Here is a 19747-nt window from a genome sequence, read left to right on the forward strand (position 1 = left end):
ATAACAGTACCTCCTAAAAATCTTCTTATTTAAAATTAAATTAAGCTTTGACCGTAAAATCAATTTTTAATTTAATAACACCACATTGTTTAAATCACTTATTATAGTATATCCTCAACCTTCAAATTTGGCAACAATTCATAATTCTCAAATTTTCGTTTGTTATCCATACAATAGCTTAATGTAACAATATAGCTTATAGAAATAAGAACTGAAGGAACGCTACTAAGCTTTAATTGATAAAACTCCTGGTAATATAACCTTAAAGCTATGCTCCGCTCTGGAACTTATAAATTTGACTTTTCCTTTTCCTTTAAATGCATTTTTTATAATTTTAAATCCGTTTCCATTATTTAAAAATCTCTTTTTTTCATCTAACGTTATTAATTTTTCATAGAGCCAAATGTTTCTTTTATTGTAGCTAGTCCTCTGTCCCTTAATATTTTCTCCAATAAATTCACCTGGGCTTGAAATTATAATTTTATTTTTGTCTATAACTATTTCTATTATTTTATTTAAGTCAAAATATTCCCTATATAATACGGCATTTTTCATAGCTTCAACTATTGCTTGTATAGGATACGTCTTAGGTACGATCTTATTGATCTCCTCTTCTGCTTTATCAATCATTGATAAAAGACTCCCTTGAATTATCTGTGCCTCTCCATTTGCACTATATTTATTAATAATTTTTATCATATTGTTAGGAATATATAAGTAATTTTTATCAGAAAATACAAGAAGTCCTCCATATGTACATATAAGTGGTGAAGCTTCCTTCTTTTCATAAACAATTCCTGCACTTAGCAATAAATACTTTCTATTTTCACCATTAACTTCTATTCCTTTTTTATTAAAATAACTATCAACCAATTTCATGTTAAGCATATCAGTATTGCTTTTAATTAACGGGCAAGTTTCAATTGTTAAACTTAAGTTTTCTTCAAATAAAGCTATTAATTCCTGCTTTCTCATCACATCTGTTGTAGATCCTCTTCTAATATAGAAAGCACCATTTTCTCTAACCTGATATGGTTTCTGACCTCCATCATATATTGATATTACACCTATTTTTTTATTCTTAATATCAATAAAATCTACTTCTATTGGAATTGGAGGTTCGCACCTTGCTGTCACTATTTGTTGTATTTGTTCTTCTTGAAATATATCATCATCTTGAAGTCCTATAACTTTTTTAGTTTTATCCTCTATTCCAACAATTATATACCCTCTTCCGCCACTTGAATTGGCTATGGCACATATATCCTTAGTTAATTCTTTCTTTCCCGTTTCATAATTAAGTTCTAATCTTAACTTAAAATCTAATTTTGTGCCTTCTTCTCTAGCTATCAAAGATAGTAATTTTTTACTATCCATAATTCACTCCTCCTTATAATTCACATAAACACCTATATATAAACCATACTTATAGATAGAATAATTATCTATTTAAGTTAAACTTCTATGTGTATCTATATTAGAAATCATATACATTTTTGTGAAGCAGGCATTTGAAATTGAGCTGCTGAAAGTTATTAATGGGAGCTCGTTCCATTTATTGCTTCTCACGAACTTGTTTCGGGAGCATGCAGAAATGGATGCGTGCTCGCATTTAGAACTTTCCAGCGAAAATTTCACAAGTCCTGCGGAATAAAAATGTATGTGATTTCGGTAATATACCACATAAGTTTAATTTCAAAGTTGAATATCTATAAAGAACAAAAAAGCACCCTTATTTTAAATAAGCTTGCTTTATAATAATATTATTACATTTTTAATATATGCCCACTCATAAATTTATTCTTTCCACTCTCTTTAGCTTTATATAATAGATCATCAGCATTGCTAATAAGTTCATTTAAATCTGTTCCATTCAAAGGGAAGAATGAAACTCCAAAACTAGCTGTAACAGACTTACATTTATCATTAAAAGTCACTTTTTCTTTTTCAAGATTCTGTCTTATTGCTTCAATTTTTTCACAGACTTTGTCCTCATTCTCGTAACCTGAAATATATAAAATAAATTCTTCTCCACCATATCTAGCTAAAATATCGCCTTCATCTATACCGTTTTTTATAATGCTAACAGTACTCATTAATATTTTATCCCCAAATTGATGCCCATAAGTATCATTTATCTTTTTAAAATCATCTATATCTATCATTATTATTGCAAACTTATCTTTTGCTTTTCCAATCTCGTTCTTTTCAAGATATTCAAAAAAATATTTTCTGTTGTATATTCCAAGTAGAGGATCCCTTTGATTTAATTTCTCCAATTCCTTATATAATAATGAATTTTCTATTGCTATTGCAATCTGATTTGCAATTGATCTAAGAAAGAGCTTTAATTCAATAGTCATAAATTTGTAAAGATTATGCTCTACAATTATGTATCCTATAAATTTCTCTCTTACTTTAATTGGTGCTCCCATACTTGAGTGTATATCTACTTTATGTTCTCCTGTTTGCTTTAATGGCTTTTCAGAATTTATTAAAAATTCTTCTCCCTTATTTACATATATGTATTCTTTAGACGTTAGATTTATATTCATATTCTCGATATTACTAGCTTTTACAATCAGCTCGTCATTTTCCATTAAGAATATAGTTGAATATGTAACGCCTAATATCCCAAGTATCATATCATTAATCATTGATATTAAGTTATCACTGCTGAAGTAAGTATTTATGTATTTACTTACTTCTATTATATTTGATAAAGAATCTATGCTTTTTTCTAGCCTTACATTTTTTTGGCTCAGTTCTTGTATACGCTGTTCAGAAAATTTTTGGTAAGTTTCATATTCCATTTTTAAAGAATTATATAGCTCTTCATAATTCTGCATTTATTCTCACCATCCCTTAACCATAAATTCTTTATGATAAATAACTCATTCTCATACTTATCTTAATTATACTACATTTAATATGATAATTGAACATATAGATAAACAAATCAAAAACATTGCTTGCAAGTTACACATCTAGTTTATATTTTATATATCTATATAGAATGCTTATTGGTGATTTATATAAACACAATTTAAAAACCCACCTAATTTGCGACTGAAATATCCTTTGCTTTTATTACTACTGCTCCTAAAGCTAAAGCAATTACAATTCCAGTAGTAACTTGAATTATATTCCCAATTATATCTTTAGATGAATATATTAAGCCTTGAAAAAGCCCTACTTTGTCTGTTAGAAAACCAGCTATTACTATTCCGGCAGCAAAATACCCAATAACCATAAAAATTCCGCCAGCTACAAAGGCTATAATATGCTTTGTAAAATACCTCTGTTCACTCATTTTTTCTAAAATGCTTCCTGCTATATATGCCATTATTCCCTTAATTAAAAATGTAAATGGTGCCCATAAGTAATATCCTGCGAGTGCATCTACAAGAAACATTCCTAGTGCACTTGCTGCTGCTCCTCTTTTTTTACCTAATATGACCACTGATAAAAATACCATACAGTCTCCCATCTGCACAAACCCACCAAATGTTGGAATCTTTATTATACTTCCAGCTATCCAGATTAAAGCAATCATTAGTGCTGTTAACACCATATCTTTAGTATTTAGTATTCTATTACTTTCCATGAAATCTTCCTCCATACAATCTTTATTTAATCTAAAAACTATGTTCTTTGATATTTTATTAATATTATATTTGCATTATTTCAATGTTTCAAATGTATGGATACATTTGAGTTTATATTTCATGAATTTCATTTGTAATATAGGATACAATAACATTGCAGAATTAATTTTTACAAGGAGATAAAATAATGAGAATTATACAATGGTTATTAGGTATGTTTATGTTTTTATTCATTTGTACGATGTTCATACAATTTGGCAATTCAATATTAAGTACATTATTACTCATTTCGTTAGCCACTCTTGGCATAAAATTTTTACTTGAGCAGAATATCAGACATTATTAATCTGAAAGATTTTCTATTTATATTACATAAAATATCATCTGAAGCTTATTTTTAAATTTATAAATAAATCCTAAAATGTAGCAATACATTTTAGGATTTATTTACTTCGATATATAGTTAGGCACAATCAAAAAACTAACAAGCTCATGTGCCTTAAATATGATTAAACACCTTTAATTATATTTTTATAAATTTCATCAACATGTTTGAAATTATCTTCGATATTATAGTTTTCTTCTACGAACTTCCTTGCACTCTTTCCCATGCTCTTCATAAGTTCTTTATTTCTAACTAGCATTTCAATCTTATCAGCTAAATCTTCTACAGATTTTTTCTTAGCTACCAAGCTTGTTACATTAGGCTTTGTTGATTCCATGAGTCCACCAACATCTGTTACGACAACCGGTGTACCACACGCTTCTGCTTCAACTGCTGCAACGCCAAAACTTTCACTATCTAATGTCGAAGGGAAAACTGCTAAGTCAAAATTTTGAAATTCCTTAATTACATCATTAGGCTTTACAAAACCTAAAAAGCTAACATCTTCAGTTACATTAAGTTCTTTTGATAATTCTTTTAAATACCCCTCTTGACTTCCTTTTCCACCAATTCTAAGCTTTAGATTTAAATCTTTATTTCTATCTTTTACTTCCTTAAAGGCTTTAATCAAGTATTGTATTCCATACTTCTCCTCTAAGGTTTTAATAGTTCCAATCACAAGCTCCTCTTTTTCAATTTTATTTGGAATAAATTTATTGATATCTACACCAAAAGGAGTCACTTCTATGGGTTTATTAGTATATTTTTGAGTTTCTATTTTCATAACATTGCTCGTTGACAAAATATAATCTGCTTTTTTCAGGTTATGTTTTATTATAAATTTATGTATAGGCGATTTAACCGGGAAGTCATAGATATCAGCTCCCCATACTGAAATAATATATGGGTGATATTTTGCTATAGCTCCGAATAATCCATAACTGCTAGCATAATGAGCATGTAATATATCAGGATTGATTTCTTTAATTAAAGCCCTGACTCTCTTTATCTTTTTCAAATATTCTAATAATTTATTCTTATCTGAAGATCTTTTCATAACGTTATCCTGCACATCTAATGAATGAACTGTTACTCCTTCATACTCACCTTTTCCAAGGGATATAACATGAATGTCATACCCCTTGTGTATAAAATAATTTAACCATTTATGAGTGTGTGCACTATTAATATCTGCTAAATAGCATATTTTCATAAAATTTAGGCCTCCATAATCTATAGATATCCAATTTTCAACTTAGCCTTATGTGATAGCTTACCGAAATCAATATTATTCTATATTTGTTCCCAAGGTTTAGTATTTAAATAATTTATAAAATCTTCTCTTAATTCATCCTTCTTTAAAGCAAATTCTATAGTTGCCTGTAAGAAACCTAATTTATCTCCAACATCATACCTTTTTCCTTCAAAATTATATGCATACATAGCTTCTTTAGTAATTAATGTTTTTAAAGCATCGGTTAATTGAATTTCTCCGCCTTTTCCAGGTTTAGTATTTTCTAATATATTAAATATTTCTGGTGTAATGATATATCTTCCAAGTATTGCAACATTACTTGGTGCTTCTTCAACAGATGGTTTTTCAACTAAATCCTTTACTTTATAAACTCTATCTTCTATATGAATTCCATCTACGATACCATATTTAGGTACATTTTCCTTGGCTACTGTCTGAACTCCTAAAATGGTAGTCTTATATTCACTATAACAATCTATTAATTGTTTTAAGCATGGAGTTTCACTGTCAACTACATCATCTCCTAGTAAAACTGCAAATGGTTCATTTCCAACAAAAGTTTTTGCACAATGGATTGCGTGACCTAATCCTCTAGGTTCCTTTTGTCTTATATAGTGTATATCAACCATGTCAGAAATATCTCTTACAAGTTCAAGTAATTCAGCTTTTCCTGACTTCTCTAGCTCTAATTCCAATTCAATTGACTTATCAAAATGATCTTCTATAGATTTCTTATTTCTACCTGTAATAATAAGAATTTCCTCAATTCCAGAAGCAACTGCTTCCTCAACAATATATTGAATTGTTGGCTTATCAACTACAGGAAGCATTTCCTTTGGTTGAGCCTTAGTTGCTGGTAAAAATCTTGTTCCAAGCCCTGCTGCTGGTATAATAGCCTTTTTTACTTTCATGACCTATCATCCTCTCACTTTTAAAATTTCTATTTTTTAACTTCAAAATATATAAATAAATGAATTAGAAATTTGATTTCTCGCTTATAACTTTTGGATTATCTACATATAATTAGAAGTTATGAGTTATTAATTATAAGTTATAAATTAAATTTATATTTTGGATATCTATACATAACAAATATATATTTTACTTAATATGCTTTTATTATCCTTAATTTATAATATAAACATTTTATTTTCTTCCCTTAAATGTATCTTTCATATCCAATGTTTTAAAATCTTTTAACGGAAACTGCACTGGCATTCCTGTCTTTCTCGATTTATATGCCGCAAGTATTATTGACATTGCCTTTTTACCTTCTTCTCCAGATACCAATGGAGCTCTATTAGTATTTATCGCATCAATTACATCTTTAAATAAAGGTGTGTGTCCTTCACCATATACGTTATCTATTTTAACATTTACCGATTTCTTAATAGCATCTTCATCTTCGCCGTCAAATCTCCAAGTTTCAAGTTCATTAACTGCAAGACCTCCAATGGATACTGCTCCAGTTTCTCCAAAAATACTTAAAGTTTCTTCAAGATTTTTTGGATATACACATGCTGACCCTTCAACAATTCCAATAGCTCCATTTTTGAATCTTATCACTATAGCTCCAAAATCTTCTGCTTCAATATCTCTTAAATATGTATCGCATTCAGCATATACTCTTTCAATTTCTCCACCCATCATCCATTGAAGTAAATCAATATTATGTATACATTGGTTCATTAGAGTACCGCCATCTAAAGCCCATGTTCCTCTCCAAGGTGCTTGTTCATAATAGCCCATATTTCTATTCCAAAGTATCCTTGCTGTACCGTTAATCAATCTTCCAAATTTATTATCTTCTACTGCTTCTCTTAATTTTTGTATTGGCTTATTAAATCTATTTTGATGGCAAACTCCAAGCTTAACATCGTTTTCTTTCGCTACCTTAATCATTTCATTAGCATCTTCAATAGACATTGCCATTGGTTTTTCAACTAATGCATTCGCTCCATTTTTCATTGAATAAATAGCAATTTCTGCATGATATCCACTTTCTGTAGCAATTGTAACTACATCTATTTCTTCCTTTTCTAACATTTCCTTGTAATCTGTATATGTATGAACAGACCCTTCTGCTGCTCCAGTCTTTTCAATATATTCTTTTTTCTTTGCTTCAGCATTTTCTAAAATAACATCACAAGTTGCAACTAATTCTGCTTCTTCATTATTTTTTGCTAGAGCTTCAACATGCTTATAAGAAATTCTTCCACAACCAATAATTGCAAATTTTAATTTTTTCATAATATGTTTACCTTCTCCCATTATATTATTAAACAATTGACAATGCATACTTAATGCCCTTTACAGGTAGTCTTCGACCAATTGTAGTTGAAAGCAATAGGCTTTCTCTTAATTTATTTTTTGAAAAGCCTTTAGCTTTTCTCACTTCACTGACAATTGTTTATAATCAATTGTCAACTGAATTAAATGCATTTTATACTGAATTAAATGCATTTTATTATTGTCTTTAGTATGATATAAATATCAATAAAAATATTATTTCTGTTAATATACTCCAAATTTAGTGCAAGTTTATCCGGCATTATTGTATTTATATAAAATTCATCCGGATTTTCTGCTTCTCCGAGTAAATCATTTTCATCCCTATACCTAATCGATGCTAAATCAGTTATCCCTGGTTTAACTTCTAATACTTTTTTTTGCTTCTCATCATACAGTTTAACATATCTTGGTACCTCTGGTCTTGGTCCTACCAGACTCATATCCCCTTTAAATACGTTTATTAACTGTGGTAATTCATCTAACTTGTATTTTCTTAAAAATGCTCCTATTTTAGTAATTCTACTATCATTTCCTACTGTAATCTGTCTTCCTAACTTTTCAGCATTTACAACCATAGTTCTAAACTTAAGGATCTCAAACTCTCTATTCTTTTCACCAACTCTTATCTGCCTAAAAAATACTGGTCCATCAGAATCTGTTTTTATCCTAATTGCAATTATAATCAAAATCGGGCTTAATATAATTAACCCCAAAGTAGAGCATACAAAATCAAAGATTCTTTTAACTACTTTATTAAATTTATTCATGTATCTACTCCTAAAAAATTATTTAAAATCATATTATCATACATTAATTATTTTACAACAATTTAATATACTTAACCTCATAATTTGCATTTCTTCATAAATTTTTAAGTTATTTCAATGCATCTAAGAACTTTTCTGCAAGTCCATGATAAGTATGATTTTCTAGCACATAATCTTTTCCATTTTGACCTAATTTATTTTTCTCTTCTTCACTTAAACTCTTTATTTTCATAACAGCATCTACTATAGCTTGTGGATTTTCAGCTGGTACTGTGATGCCACAACTTGAGTCTTTTACAGGATCATTTGAAGCCTCCACTGCATATATTACTGGTCTTGCTGCCATCATATAGTCAAATAATTTATTAGGACTTACTCCATAGTTAAATAGGTTTTGCTTTTTTAACCCTATATAACATATGTCTAATAATTGTAGTACATTATCCATATTGTCTTTTAGCACTGGATCTAAAAATTCTATATTAGTTACATTATTTGTCTTTGCATATTGAATCAATTGATCTTTTACATTTCCATTTCCAACTAGCACATACTTTATTTTTTCATCTGTTGTCTTTTTAGCTGCATCAATAAGTGTATCTAATACATTTGCTGGAGAGTGATTACCTGTATATCCTATTAAAAAATAGCCTTCTTCTTTTAATTCTTTCAATCTCTCAATTGTCTTTTCCATAGGAGCATTTTTCTTTTCTCCCACAATAATTCCATTAGGAACATGAACATAATTACTTGTATTAAATCCTCTATCTTTAATATGTCTATCTGCATTCGGTAAAATTGAAATTATTTTATCGCTGTTTTTAAAAGCAAAGTCTTCTGCCCTTTGAAGCAATACTATGGCTGGATTATTCTTAGAGTATCCCCCTATTTCCATAGGTGTCAATGGCCATAAATCATGTATTTCAAAGAAAACCTTTCCCTTAGCTCTTTTAGCAATCCTATGCGCTGGATATATATCTAAAGGGTAAGTAGAAGATGCTATGACTGCATCTGGCTTATATTTATCTGAAACTTTTTTATAATTCATTCTTAATTTATACATAAACGCTGCTATATTTTTTATTCTTCCAACGCCATTTCCATGATATTCAGGTGTCTTAACCCATACATATGTAATTCCATCAATTATTTCCTCTTGAAAATCTTCTTGTATCTTAGGGTTTTTCTTTCTTAAATGAGAAAAATCAGCGGCAAGTATAGTCACCTTGTGTCCCATATTAGCCCATTCTCTCCCCATATAATAAGGTCTAAATTCCATTCCATGATAATCAGACCCAGCATAGTGATTTATAAGTAAGATATTCATCTTAATTTGCTCCTTTTTTTACAATATAATGCTAATTAACCCTATAGATTATAACACAAGTGAGAGTCAAAATCTATGATTTTGCTTCTCAAACTTGCTCAGCGAGCGTATGCGAGTCGAGTTTCCTTAGAAAAAAGAACCTTAAATCTACCCTAACGTTATATTTGCGCTTTATACTTTATTATACCTCTACGATTTTCTAGGCGAACTTACTCAGTGAACGAAGCGAATCGAGTTTCCCCATATAAAAATATTATTTCCACACTCTTCAACATAATTTCTTATCCCACGATTTTTTTGGTTTTACTAATCTTTTAACATTCGTAAAATTCGCTAAATCTTTAATTAGTATTTCTGAGAATCATAATCTCGTAAACCTATATATCAGTATTCTACTGTTATAAATAATTTTACTCTTCCTTATAATTACAACATATAAATTATAAGTGTATGATTAATGAATATAATATGCTAAAATAGTACTGTATTTTTAGATGAATATTTAATCCTAAAGAAAACATCAAGTATATGAAGGAAAATAACTTTTTTAAATTTAAGGAGGAATAGTACATGAAAGTACTAACTGTTATAGGCGCTAGACCACAATTTATAAAAGCTGCAACAGTATCAAATAAAATTAGAAGAAATGGAAATAGTGAAATATTAGTACACACTGGGCAACATTATGATAATAACATGTCTGATATATTTTTTGAGGAGCTTGGAATCCCAAAGCCTAATTATAACTTAAGTATTGGTTCATCAAATCATGGTCATCAAACTGGCAGTATGTTAATAGCTCTTGAAGAAATATACTTAAAAGAAAAGCCTGATATGGTTTTAGTTTATGGAGATACAAATTCAACTCTTGCTGGAAGCCTTTGTGCCAGCAAACTATTAATACCAGTGGCTCATGTAGAGGCTGGACTTAGAAGCTTTAATAAAGTCATGCCAGAAGAACAAAATAGAATCTTAACCGATCATATATCTGACTTACTTTTCACACCAACCTTAACAGCCGTAAATAATTTAAAAAATGAAAATATTACAAAGGGTGTTCATAATGTTGGTGATGTAATGTATGATGCTGTAAATCTTTTTAAAGAAAGAGCTAAAGAAGTATCTACTATACTCGAAAAATTAGACTTGGCTCCTGAAAGCTACATACTATCTACAATACATCGTGCAGAAAATACAAACAGCATAGAAAGATTAACTTCAATAATTAATGCTTTAAGCAATTCTGGAAAGAGAATAATACTTCCTCTCCATCCAAGAACAAAAAAATTCATTGAAGAATATAATCTTCATATTGGAGATAATATTAGAATCATAGAACCTGTCGGATACTTAGATATGCTTTCCTTACAAGGAAATTCTCAAAAAATAGTTACAGATAGCGGCGGAGTTCAAAAAGAAGCTTATTTCTTAAAGAAGCCATGCATAACTATGAGAGACGAAACTGAATGGGTAGAAACGGTAGATAATGGCTGGAACGTCATAGTTGGTAGTGATTCTAATAAAATCATGGATGCATTAGAATCGTTTAATCCAACTGGTACTCCTGCTTCTGTCTTTGGAAATGGAGATACATCTTCAGTGATCACCCAAATCATCGAAGGTTATTTAAAATAGTACAAGAAAATAATTTCTAAAAAAACGAATTATGTAACTAACTATTACTTAATTCGTTTTTTTATTATAAGATTTCAAAGTCACTTATATTTTAGTAATTATATATTTTTTTATTTTATTAATGCGATGAAAAATTACTTGTATATTATGTAATATATGTTATAATATGTAGGAAATGATATTTTGCTAATTCATGCAAACGAATGCAGAAATACTTTCCATTATATTCTATTTTTTCATTAAATAGATTATTGGATATTAATTGTTTAGCTCTGTAATTAATACTAATAATTTTAGTAAAATACGTTTAATTAAATCACTTCTTATTCAAACTATTCCTCAAACTATAATCATAGTAGTAAAGCTAAAAAAACTTTAATGTACTGCTAGTTATATTCTTAAATAATTACCTAAAATTTAAAATTTCAGCAATTTGTATGAGCATATCTTAAGCTACTTATTAACATAGGTTACAACTATGTCTTTCTAAAGCCTTAAGATTCCTCAATAAATTAAATATAAAAATTCAACTAAAGGAGGCTGATATTGGCACAAAAACATTCACATTAAGGAGAAGTTTATTTAACAGTATACACACAAGATAAAGTATAATATTTTTATATTATGCAAACGTTTGAATAAGAATTTCAATAATGTTATAAGGAGTGTGTAAGTAAATGAAAAAAAAATTAATATTGAGTCTAACCGCTATCGGATTATTTTTAAGCTTAGCAATCCCCCCTAGCAACAGCATGAATCAGGTTACAGGTAGTTTTTCAACAGTAGCATATGCTGCCGGTAACTCTTTACCAGCCAACACCAAAGATGGAACTATTCTTCATGCCTTTGACTGGTCTTTTAATACAATAAAGAATGAATTACCAAATATTGCAGCAGCAGGCTTCAAATCAGTTCAAGTTTCTCCTGTACAAGGAACTAAAAGCTCATCTACTGATGCAAGTAATTGGTGGTTATTATATCAACCAACCAATCAGTCTATTGGTAATGCTCAACTTGGAACTGAGGCTCAATTCAAGGAACTTTGTACTGAAGCCGCAAAATATAATATTTCAATTATTGTAGATGTAGTAATGAATCATATGGCTAATAATGGGAATGCAGACCAATTAGATTCCTCAGTAGATTCTAGTTTTCAAAATACTAATTATTATCATAACTTAGGACAATGTGCTAATTGGAGTGATAGGTATTCTATTACACAAGAAGGAATTGGTATGCCGGACTTAAATACCCAAAATTCTGAAGTCCAAAGTAAAGCAATTACTTTTTTAAATCAATGTGCATCAGATGGGGCTGATGGCTTCCGCTTTGATGCAGCTAAGCATATTGAAACTAATATAGGCTTAGATGCTGGTAAGTCCTGGGCAGGAAATTACTGGACTAACGTTTTAGGAAATCTCACAAATGAATCAAATTTATTCATATATGGTGAAATATTGCAAGATGGAACAGTAGATAATATTTCCTCCTACGAAACATTTATGAATGTTTCCGCAAGCAATTTAGGATATGGTATTAGAAGCGCAATCACTTCTAATAATTTAAGTTCTATTGGCACTACCTTTTATGGAATCGATTCCAATAAAGCTGTAGATTTTGTTGAAACTCATGATAACTATGAAGATGGTACAAGTAAAAGCTTAACAGATACTCAAAGGAAAATGGGCTGGGCAATTGCTGCTGGTCGTGCAAATGCAACTCCTTTATTTTTTGACAGGCCTACCAGTTCAATTGGGAGTGAAGGAGATTCCTTATGGAAAGACCCTGATATAATTGCAATTAATAATTTCCATAATGCAATGATAAGTCAAAATGAATATTTAAGATGGACAAACAATAATCAAACTATGTTAATAGATCGTGGCGCTATTGGTACCTTAATTGTTAACGATGGTTCAAATACATCTATTAATTGCTCGACTAACTTGGCAAATGGAACTTACACTAACCACGGTAGTTCAAGCTGCACATTAACTGTTTCAAACGGAACAATTTCTGGAACTATTCCAGTAAATTCAGTCATAGTACTTTATAATGTCAGTTCAAATACAAGTGGAAATAGTGGTGGTTCAACTACAACTTATTCACCAACTTCAGGCTATAAGGTAGATTATGATAGCAGCACTCTTACTCAAGGTAATAGTTTTACAATATACTATAATGGTTCTCTAGCTAGTTCAAGCAGCGTTTCTCTTCATTTGGGATATAACAGCTGGACAAATCCAAGCGATGTTGCCATGACAAAAGATTCAACAAGTGGTTTTTGGAAGGGAAATATAAATATTCCTACTTCAGTTACAAAATTGGATTTTGATTTTACTAACGGAAGCAGTTGGGATAATAATAGCAGTCAAAATTGGCATTTACCTGTATATTCAAGCTCTGTTCCAGTACAAGTAACTCCAGCTCCAACTGCTGGAAAAAGCATTACAGTTTATTATAATGGAAGTTTAGCTTCTAGCGCTTCTTCTATGACATTACACTGGGGATATAATAATTGGGCAAGCACAAATGATGTCACAATGATTAAGCACTCTGATGGGAAGTGGTCTGCTACAATTACAGTACCATCTGGTAGTTATATGCTTAATATGTGTTTTAAAAATAATTCAGATACTTGGGATAGTAACAGCTCTAGTAACTACAATTATTCCGTTGCAGAATAATACCATAATTGATTAGTAATATATTTATTAAATAAAGAGAACCAAGCATATATCCTTAGGAGTTAATCATAAATTTAATTTAATAAAACTCATGAGATAATGTTTGGTCTCTATTTTCTCTATGTTATTAAGACTATTCTTTTATTTTTAATAAAGCACATACCAATAAATACTATATAATCTTATACTCTTTTATTGAATTTGCTGATCTATATCCATTATTTTCTCTTCTATATACTTGTATACATGCTACTGAAAATCCAATTAATATCCAATATGAAAATACATATGTTATTGAACTTGGACCAAAACTAGCTGGTGCAAAGGCAATTAAACCTGCAACTGCTGCAAAACACATAATGCTTCTTTTCTTTATTCCAATAATTAAATTACTTATAAGCAAGTATAAATAATATACTCCATACAATACTATACCTGGTAATCCAAAGTCACCTAGAATTTCTATTGGATAGCAATGTGGACTATAAACTGTTTCCGTATTTCCTTGATTTCTTATAAATTGTTCAACATTACCTACCCCATATCCAAGGAATTTCTTATCTTGTAGAACTCCTCTTAAAACATCCTTTATAATCGTTCCTCTAACATTTATAGATCCCGCTCCGCCTTCTTCAATATCTAATGCTTCTAGAGAATGTAATTTACCAGAAAGTCCATTAAAATTTTCTATTTGTTTATCATTCACTGGTTGTATTTTAACAAGCATATAACTATATCTATACGATATAACTAATCCAACTATTAATATTATTGGAAAAATCATTTTCCCAATACCTAATTTTTTAATATTAAATATTGAATAAATCACATATACTATTAGCCCAAAGGTTACTGCAAAAATTCCAGTTCTTGATGTCGTAATAGTAACTATAGTAATACCCGCCCATGACACTAATGCAAGCCAAATTTTAACTGCAATATTATCAATTTTATAAATACCATAGAAACAAATTGGTAGTAATACTGCAATAGCCGCTGCTAAATTATTTGTATTAAATGAAAATACTATTGGCCATGCTTTTATTGTATTAAGAGATATAGGTGCTAAGCTGTCTTTAAAACTATCATAGTAGTGCTTTATAGGCAATTGCTGTCCCACAAGTACTTCTACAGAACCAATGATAACTACTAAAGAGATTAATAATAACAATAAATTTATAGTCTTGTTAATTCTTTCCTTATTTATATTGTAAATCATCATATCAACGATAAATGCAAACATCATTAAGTATATGGCTATGTACTTAATGGATAAACTTCTATTTAATGCCCATAGTATACTAATACAAGCATAAATAAACCATATAGCATATATAGCTAGAATCTTCTTGTCTATATTTATAAAAACCTCTCTATCCTTAAATGCCTTATATAACGATACAAGCGTAAATATGCCTAAAACTATATGAAACATATATACATTTTCTCTTCCTGGAACATATAGTGAATAATCATAAAATGCAGATACTAAAAGTACTCCATATAACACATTATATAAATCTGTATCTCTAACCACAAGAATTACTGCTATAAGCACAGTTAATATATACATTCCAGCTATAAGATAATTTCCACTTGCTATCCCTAAAAAACCACTAATAACAAATATAATCAATAATAATATGCTTCTCATTACATTTTCTCTAGTCATAACTACTCCTTATCTGCATTTTCTGCAGCCACTTCATCTTCATTTTTATAATGATATGTTGGGACAATTTTTTGCATTTGATGCTTAATTTCTCCTATATCATTAACTTCTAATAAACTTTGTAGTTGTTCAAGCTTCTCCTTTAAAGTATCCATATCTTCAAATGTAGGCTTTCCAACATATATCTTATTATGAACGGTATTTTCTAAACCTTCTTCGCTCATTAAAAGCTCTTCATATAATTTTTCACCTGGTCTGAGCCCTGTAAATACAATTTTTATATCTCTATTAGGTTCTAGACCTGAAAGCTTAATCAAATCACATGCTAAGTCATAAATCTTAACTGGTTTCCCCATATCTAATACAAAAACTTCTCCACCCTTAGCAAATGCACCTGCTTGAAGCACTAATTGAGCAGCTTCTGGAATCAACATAAAATATCTAATAATCTTTTTATGAGTTACTGTTACTGGACCCCCATGAGCAATTTGTCTTTTAAATATAGGTATAACAGAGCCATTACTTCCAAGCACATTACCAAACCTAACAGCTACAAACTCTGTTTTAGACTGCTTATCCATAGCCTGAATAATCATTTCACATAATCTCTTAGTAGCTCCCATTATATTTGTTGGATTAACAGCCTTGTCTGTTGAAATCATAACAAATCTTTCAACATTTGCGATACTTGCTTCCTGAGCTAAATTTAATGTTCCAAACACATTATTTTTAATAGCCTCCTTAGGGCTGTCTTCCATTAATGGAACATGCTTATGAGCGGCTGCATGGAACACAACATTTATCCTATATCTAGTAAATACCTCATGAATTCTCTTTTTATCTCTAACAGAACCTATTAATACAGTAAGGTTCATGTCTGGAAAATCTTCCTTAAGTTCATTTTGGATATCATACGCGTTATTCTCATAGATATCAAATATAATAAGCCTTTTAGGATTATACATAGCTATCTGCCTGCAGAGTTCTGAACCTATTGAACCACCGCCTCCAGTAACTAATATCGTTTTTCCTTCAATATAATGAGATATTCCCTTGTTGTCCAATTGAATCGGGTCTCTCCCAAGTAAATCTTCTAAGTCAACATCCTTAATTCTGCTGACTGTAGCGTCCCCACTTAATATCTCATACATTCCAGGTATTATCTGCAATTTGCAATTAGTATTTTTACAAATATCTATTATTTCTGCTTTATTCTTTGCATCTAATGATGGAATAGCGATTACGATTAAGTCAATCTCCTGCTCGCCTACTATATAAGGTATATCATATCTGTTACCTTCAATTTTTACTCCTGATATTCTTTTACCAATCTTATTTTTATCATCATCTATAAGAACTATAGGATTATATTTAAGTTCTCTTCTTGCCATCATTTCATTAATAATCATAGTTCCAGCAGAACCTGCTCCAACTATCATTACCCTTCTTTGGTCAGCTGAATACTTGAACGGTATGTACAAAAGTGTTCTTCTATAAACTCTATAAAGAATTCTGTAACCTAATACAAAAAAAATACTTAAAAGTATTCCAACAACACAAACATTTAAAGGAACTGTATTTCCCAAAGAACTTCTAGTATATCCAATAGATATTATACCTGCTAAAATATTTCCTCCAACACCCAATAAAAATTCATCTGTACCAGTTAAATGCCATAAACTTTCATACATTTTAAATAAATAGAAACATATCAAGTAAACAAAACTTAATACTATACAATCATGACTATATATTCTTGCTATTTCTGTAAAGTCACCACTATTCGTTATGTTTATAGCAAAAAGGTATGCCATATTAACCATAAACATATCAATAATCATAATTATTAATGTTTTCCAACTTCTCAATTTGACTTTCCTCCTATCTGGAAAGATTTTTATTAAAATCTTAAACTCTATTTCTAGGTCATATTAAAAAATAATACCTTAATAAGGTTAGTCTATTTTTTATTACTCTATAAAAATGCGGTCACCTAATAATTCATAACTATGAGGTAGCATAACTATCTACTAGCTACAAAATGCACCTCACATCCTAGACTATTATTTTATTTCATATGCCCAAAAACTTTCAATAAAATATTAGGAAAATATAATATTCCTTTACATTGAATTAAATACCTAATATAATTTTTATTAATTTTCTGTACTTTATAAGCTCTTAAATAATTTCTAACATGCTTTTTACTTAAAAATTCATGAAGCTCTCCATGAAATTGCTTATCTTTTGATAACATAGAAAAAATATGACTTACTGCATATGGAATTTTATATTCTATAAGGAACTTCTTTATTTCTTCAAAATCACCCTGTGAATCAAGGTATTGCAATAAATCAACATACGAATAATAGCAATCAAGATGTCTTAATGATACTGAATTAGTAACTGATAAATCCCATCTAACATAAAACATTAGAGCTTTATTTAGAGACATTATCTTTTTCATTTTTAGTAATGACTTAACTGTAAACACAACATCTTCGGCATATTTTCTACTGCTATCAAAAAATATTTCATTTTCCTTTATTATGGAAGTTTTATATAACGCACTTCCCATCCCAATTGTTATGTCACAATTCAACTGCTTTAATGCGCCTTCCCTTCCACTTATGTCATGCTCTAAAAATCTAGTTGTACTTGGAACTAATACGTTATCTTTTGGATCTACTTGAATATAATCACAAAAAACTAAATCATATTTAAATTCTGCTGCTTTTTGATACATGAGTTTTATGTAATCTTCATGAATATAATCATCAGAATCTAAGAAGCATACATATTCCCCTTTTGCCTCTGATATTCCTTTATTTCTTGCAGCACTAACTCCACTGTTTTTCTGGCTTATTATTCTATAATTTACATCTGAATTTATAAGTAACTTTTCGGCTATTTCAATGCTCCTATCTTTTGAACCATCATCTATAAGCAAAAGCTCAAAACTCTTAGAACTCTGATTTATGATAGAATTTATTGTTTTTTCAATGCATCTTTCTACATTATAAACTGGAGTAATTATAGATACATTTATCAATATTATTCACTACCTTTACAATTCATTCTTTCTTCTTGAATTATACTAATATTGCTTACGATATGCAATATTTAGTCATTTTTCTTAAGTAAAATTTCATATTTTTGCCACATAAAATCAAACAGCTAATTGTTCACTTTCAATTTTTTAATTTCCTTTGCATGCCATACGCGGTCTTCTTCCTTTGGCATAGTCATATAATCTCCATATAATTGAGTTAATACAGCATCATAATTCTTAGGAGCATAAAAATGCTCTCCTTCAAATTCTAATTTAATTAATTCAAAATAATCCGTCTTTTTATAAATATACTCGCTCCAATAAGTATCAACTCCATATCCCATGTACTCTGAGTTTGGATCGTTCCATTTTACTAAAAAATCAAAAAATCTTAATCGTCTTTCATTTGGGAACATAGTTGCAACTAATTTATAAAATGAAAAGGTAAGCTTGTTCTTAAAACTTAATTTTTCAGGCTTATCTCTAAGTCTCTTAAAGCTTTTCAGTATGTTGTAGCTAAGCGTTCGCTGTATTTTATACACAAAATTATGTTTAGGCAAACTATCATATGGAAATACATCTATAAAAATCCCATTATGCATTTTATAATTTTCGTTTGCACCTTCTTCTAGAAATATTGTATCATTATACCTAACTTTACATGGAACAGGATATACATCATAATATTCATCTGTTTCAAAGGTTTGTAAAAATAAATATCCAGGAAGCTCTTTTTTAGCTATTTCCAAGAATTTTTTAAAATCTTCTCTTGGCATCCCAATATCAATATCATCATCCCATGGAATAAATCCCTTATGTCTAACAGCTCCAATTAATGTGCCTGCATCTAAAAAATATCTTAGTCCATGTTTTTCACATACATCATGAACGCTTTTTAAAATCTTTACCATGATAATTTGAGCATCTCTTAATCCTAGATTTTCATAATCATCCTTATTGTATGTATAGTTATTATCCTTCATTACTTGTTTTCCTTTCCTACTACTCTTCCACTGCTTATAGGTTAATGAAATTTCTAAATTTGATCTTTATTTTTTATTTGAAAT

Annotated in this window: 14 protein-coding genes; 2 read left to right on the forward strand and 12 right to left on the reverse strand. The window is 29.6% G+C overall.

The features are described from left to right. Positions 1–225 precede the first annotated feature (225 nt). The 8 genes from CDLVIII_RS27150 to CDLVIII_RS27185 all read right to left on the reverse strand — a co-directional run bounded on the left by CDLVIII_RS27150 (position 226) and on the right by CDLVIII_RS27185 (position 9634). Positions 226–1377 carry an RNA-binding domain-containing protein gene (locus CDLVIII_RS27150; RefSeq protein WP_009172693.1) on the reverse strand — a complete coding sequence of 384 codons (1152 nt, stop codon included), beginning with the start codon at positions 1375–1377 and terminating at the stop codon, positions 226–228. Between the two features lie 389 nt (positions 1378–1766). Next, on the reverse strand, positions 1767–2849 hold the full coding sequence (locus CDLVIII_RS27155) for a sensor domain-containing diguanylate cyclase (protein WP_009172694.1): 1083 nt from the start codon (positions 2847–2849) through the stop codon (positions 1767–1769). 209 nt (positions 2850–3058) lie between these two features. Next, complete coding sequence (locus tag CDLVIII_RS27160; protein ID WP_009172695.1) at positions 3059–3607, reverse strand: ECF transporter S component; 549 nt, start codon at positions 3605–3607, stop codon at positions 3059–3061. 510 nt (positions 3608–4117) lie between these two features. Continuing rightward, positions 4118–5206 (reverse strand): glycosyltransferase family 4 protein, encoded by a 1089-nt coding sequence (locus CDLVIII_RS27165; RefSeq protein WP_009172696.1) that lies wholly within the window; start codon positions 5204–5206, stop codon positions 4118–4120. Between the two features lie 80 nt (positions 5207–5286). Continuing rightward, complete coding sequence (gene galU / locus CDLVIII_RS27170) at positions 5287–6159, reverse strand: UTP--glucose-1-phosphate uridylyltransferase GalU (RefSeq protein ID WP_009172697.1); 873 nt, start codon at positions 6157–6159, stop codon at positions 5287–5289. Positions 6160–6394: 235 nt separating this feature from the next. Further along, positions 6395–7498, reverse strand: a complete 1104-nt coding sequence (locus tag CDLVIII_RS27175; RefSeq protein WP_009172698.1) for a Gfo/Idh/MocA family oxidoreductase — start codon at positions 7496–7498, stop codon at positions 6395–6397. A gap of 203 nt (positions 7499–7701) precedes the next feature. Then, positions 7702–8307: a sugar transferase gene (locus CDLVIII_RS27180; RefSeq protein ID WP_009172699.1), complete on the reverse strand. Its 606-nt coding sequence runs from the start codon at positions 8305–8307 to the stop codon at positions 7702–7704. A 109-nt stretch (positions 8308–8416) separates the two neighbouring features. Next, complete coding sequence (locus CDLVIII_RS27185) at positions 8417–9634, reverse strand: glycosyltransferase family 4 protein (RefSeq protein ID WP_009172700.1); 1218 nt, start codon at positions 9632–9634, stop codon at positions 8417–8419. A 570-nt stretch (positions 9635–10204) separates the two neighbouring features. On the opposite strand from CDLVIII_RS27185, the gene wecB reads away from it, so the two are divergent. Both wecB and CDLVIII_RS27195 read left to right on the forward strand, forming a co-directional pair. Continuing rightward, the gene (gene wecB, locus CDLVIII_RS27190; protein WP_009172701.1) at positions 10205–11269 is read left to right on the forward strand and encodes a UDP-N-acetylglucosamine 2-epimerase (non-hydrolyzing); all 1065 of its coding nucleotides are present in this window, start codon (positions 10205–10207) and stop codon (positions 11267–11269) included. Positions 11270–11946: 677 nt separating this feature from the next. After that, entirely contained in the window at positions 11947–13956 is a 2010-nt protein-coding gene (locus CDLVIII_RS27195) for a carbohydrate-binding protein (RefSeq protein ID WP_009172702.1), read from the forward strand. 172 nt (positions 13957–14128) lie between these two features. Here the strand turns inward: CDLVIII_RS27195 and CDLVIII_RS27200 are convergent, their stop codons facing one another. The 4 genes from CDLVIII_RS27200 to CDLVIII_RS27215 form a co-directional block, all read right to left on the reverse strand. Then, positions 14129–15628 carry an O-antigen ligase family protein gene (locus CDLVIII_RS27200; RefSeq protein WP_009172703.1) on the reverse strand — a complete coding sequence of 500 codons (1500 nt, stop codon included), beginning with the start codon at positions 15626–15628 and terminating at the stop codon, positions 14129–14131. 2 nt (positions 15629–15630) lie between these two features. Further along, entirely contained in the window at positions 15631–17496 is a 1866-nt protein-coding gene (locus CDLVIII_RS27205; protein ID WP_009172704.1) for a nucleoside-diphosphate sugar epimerase/dehydratase, read from the reverse strand. A gap of 200 nt (positions 17497–17696) precedes the next feature. Continuing rightward, the gene (locus CDLVIII_RS27210) at positions 17697–18680 is read right to left on the reverse strand and encodes a glycosyltransferase family 2 protein (RefSeq protein ID WP_009172705.1); all 984 of its coding nucleotides are present in this window, start codon (positions 18678–18680) and stop codon (positions 17697–17699) included. A 125-nt stretch (positions 18681–18805) separates the two neighbouring features. Next, positions 18806–19663, reverse strand: a complete 858-nt coding sequence (locus CDLVIII_RS27215) for a LicD family protein (protein ID WP_009172706.1) — start codon at positions 19661–19663, stop codon at positions 18806–18808. Positions 19664–19747: the final 84 nt, after the last annotated feature.

It is taken from the genome of Clostridium sp. DL-VIII (genome assembly GCF_000230835.1).
Classification (GTDB): domain Bacteria; phylum Bacillota; class Clostridia; order Clostridiales; family Clostridiaceae; genus Clostridium.

What these genes read in the sequence shown, in the direction of transcription:
- CDLVIII_RS27150 (WP_009172693.1), bottom strand. Translation starts at nt 1,377, where the DNA reads ATGGATAGTAAAAAATTACTATCTTTGATAGCTAGAGAAGAAGGCACA.
- CDLVIII_RS27155 (WP_009172694.1), bottom strand. Translation starts at nt 2,849, where the DNA reads ATGCAGAATTATGAAGAGCTATATAATTCTTTAAAAATGGAATATGAA.
- CDLVIII_RS27160 (WP_009172695.1), bottom strand. Translation starts at nt 3,607, where the DNA reads ATGGAAAGTAATAGAATACTAAATACTAAAGATATGGTGTTAACAGCA.
- CDLVIII_RS27165 (WP_009172696.1), bottom strand. Translation starts at nt 5,206, where the DNA reads ATGAAAATATGCTATTTAGCAGATATTAATAGTGCACACACTCATAAA.
- galU (WP_009172697.1), bottom strand. Translation starts at nt 6,159, where the DNA reads ATGAAAGTAAAAAAGGCTATTATACCAGCAGCAGGGCTTGGAACAAGA.
- CDLVIII_RS27175 (WP_009172698.1), bottom strand. Translation starts at nt 7,498, where the DNA reads ATGAAAAAATTAAAATTTGCAATTATTGGTTGTGGAAGAATTTCTTAT.
- CDLVIII_RS27180 (WP_009172699.1), bottom strand. Translation starts at nt 8,307, where the DNA reads ATGAATAAATTTAATAAAGTAGTTAAAAGAATCTTTGATTTTGTATGC.
- CDLVIII_RS27185 (WP_009172700.1), bottom strand. Translation starts at nt 9,634, where the DNA reads ATGAATATCTTACTTATAAATCACTATGCTGGGTCTGATTATCATGGA.
- wecB (WP_009172701.1), top strand. Translation starts at nt 10,205, where the DNA reads ATGAAAGTACTAACTGTTATAGGCGCTAGACCACAATTTATAAAAGCT.
- CDLVIII_RS27195 (WP_009172702.1), top strand. Translation starts at nt 11,947, where the DNA reads ATGAAAAAAAAATTAATATTGAGTCTAACCGCTATCGGATTATTTTTA.
- CDLVIII_RS27200 (WP_009172703.1), bottom strand. Translation starts at nt 15,628, where the DNA reads ATGACTAGAGAAAATGTAATGAGAAGCATATTATTATTGATTATATTT.
- CDLVIII_RS27215 (WP_009172706.1), bottom strand. Translation starts at nt 19,663, where the DNA reads ATGAAGGATAATAACTATACATACAATAAGGATGATTATGAAAATCTA.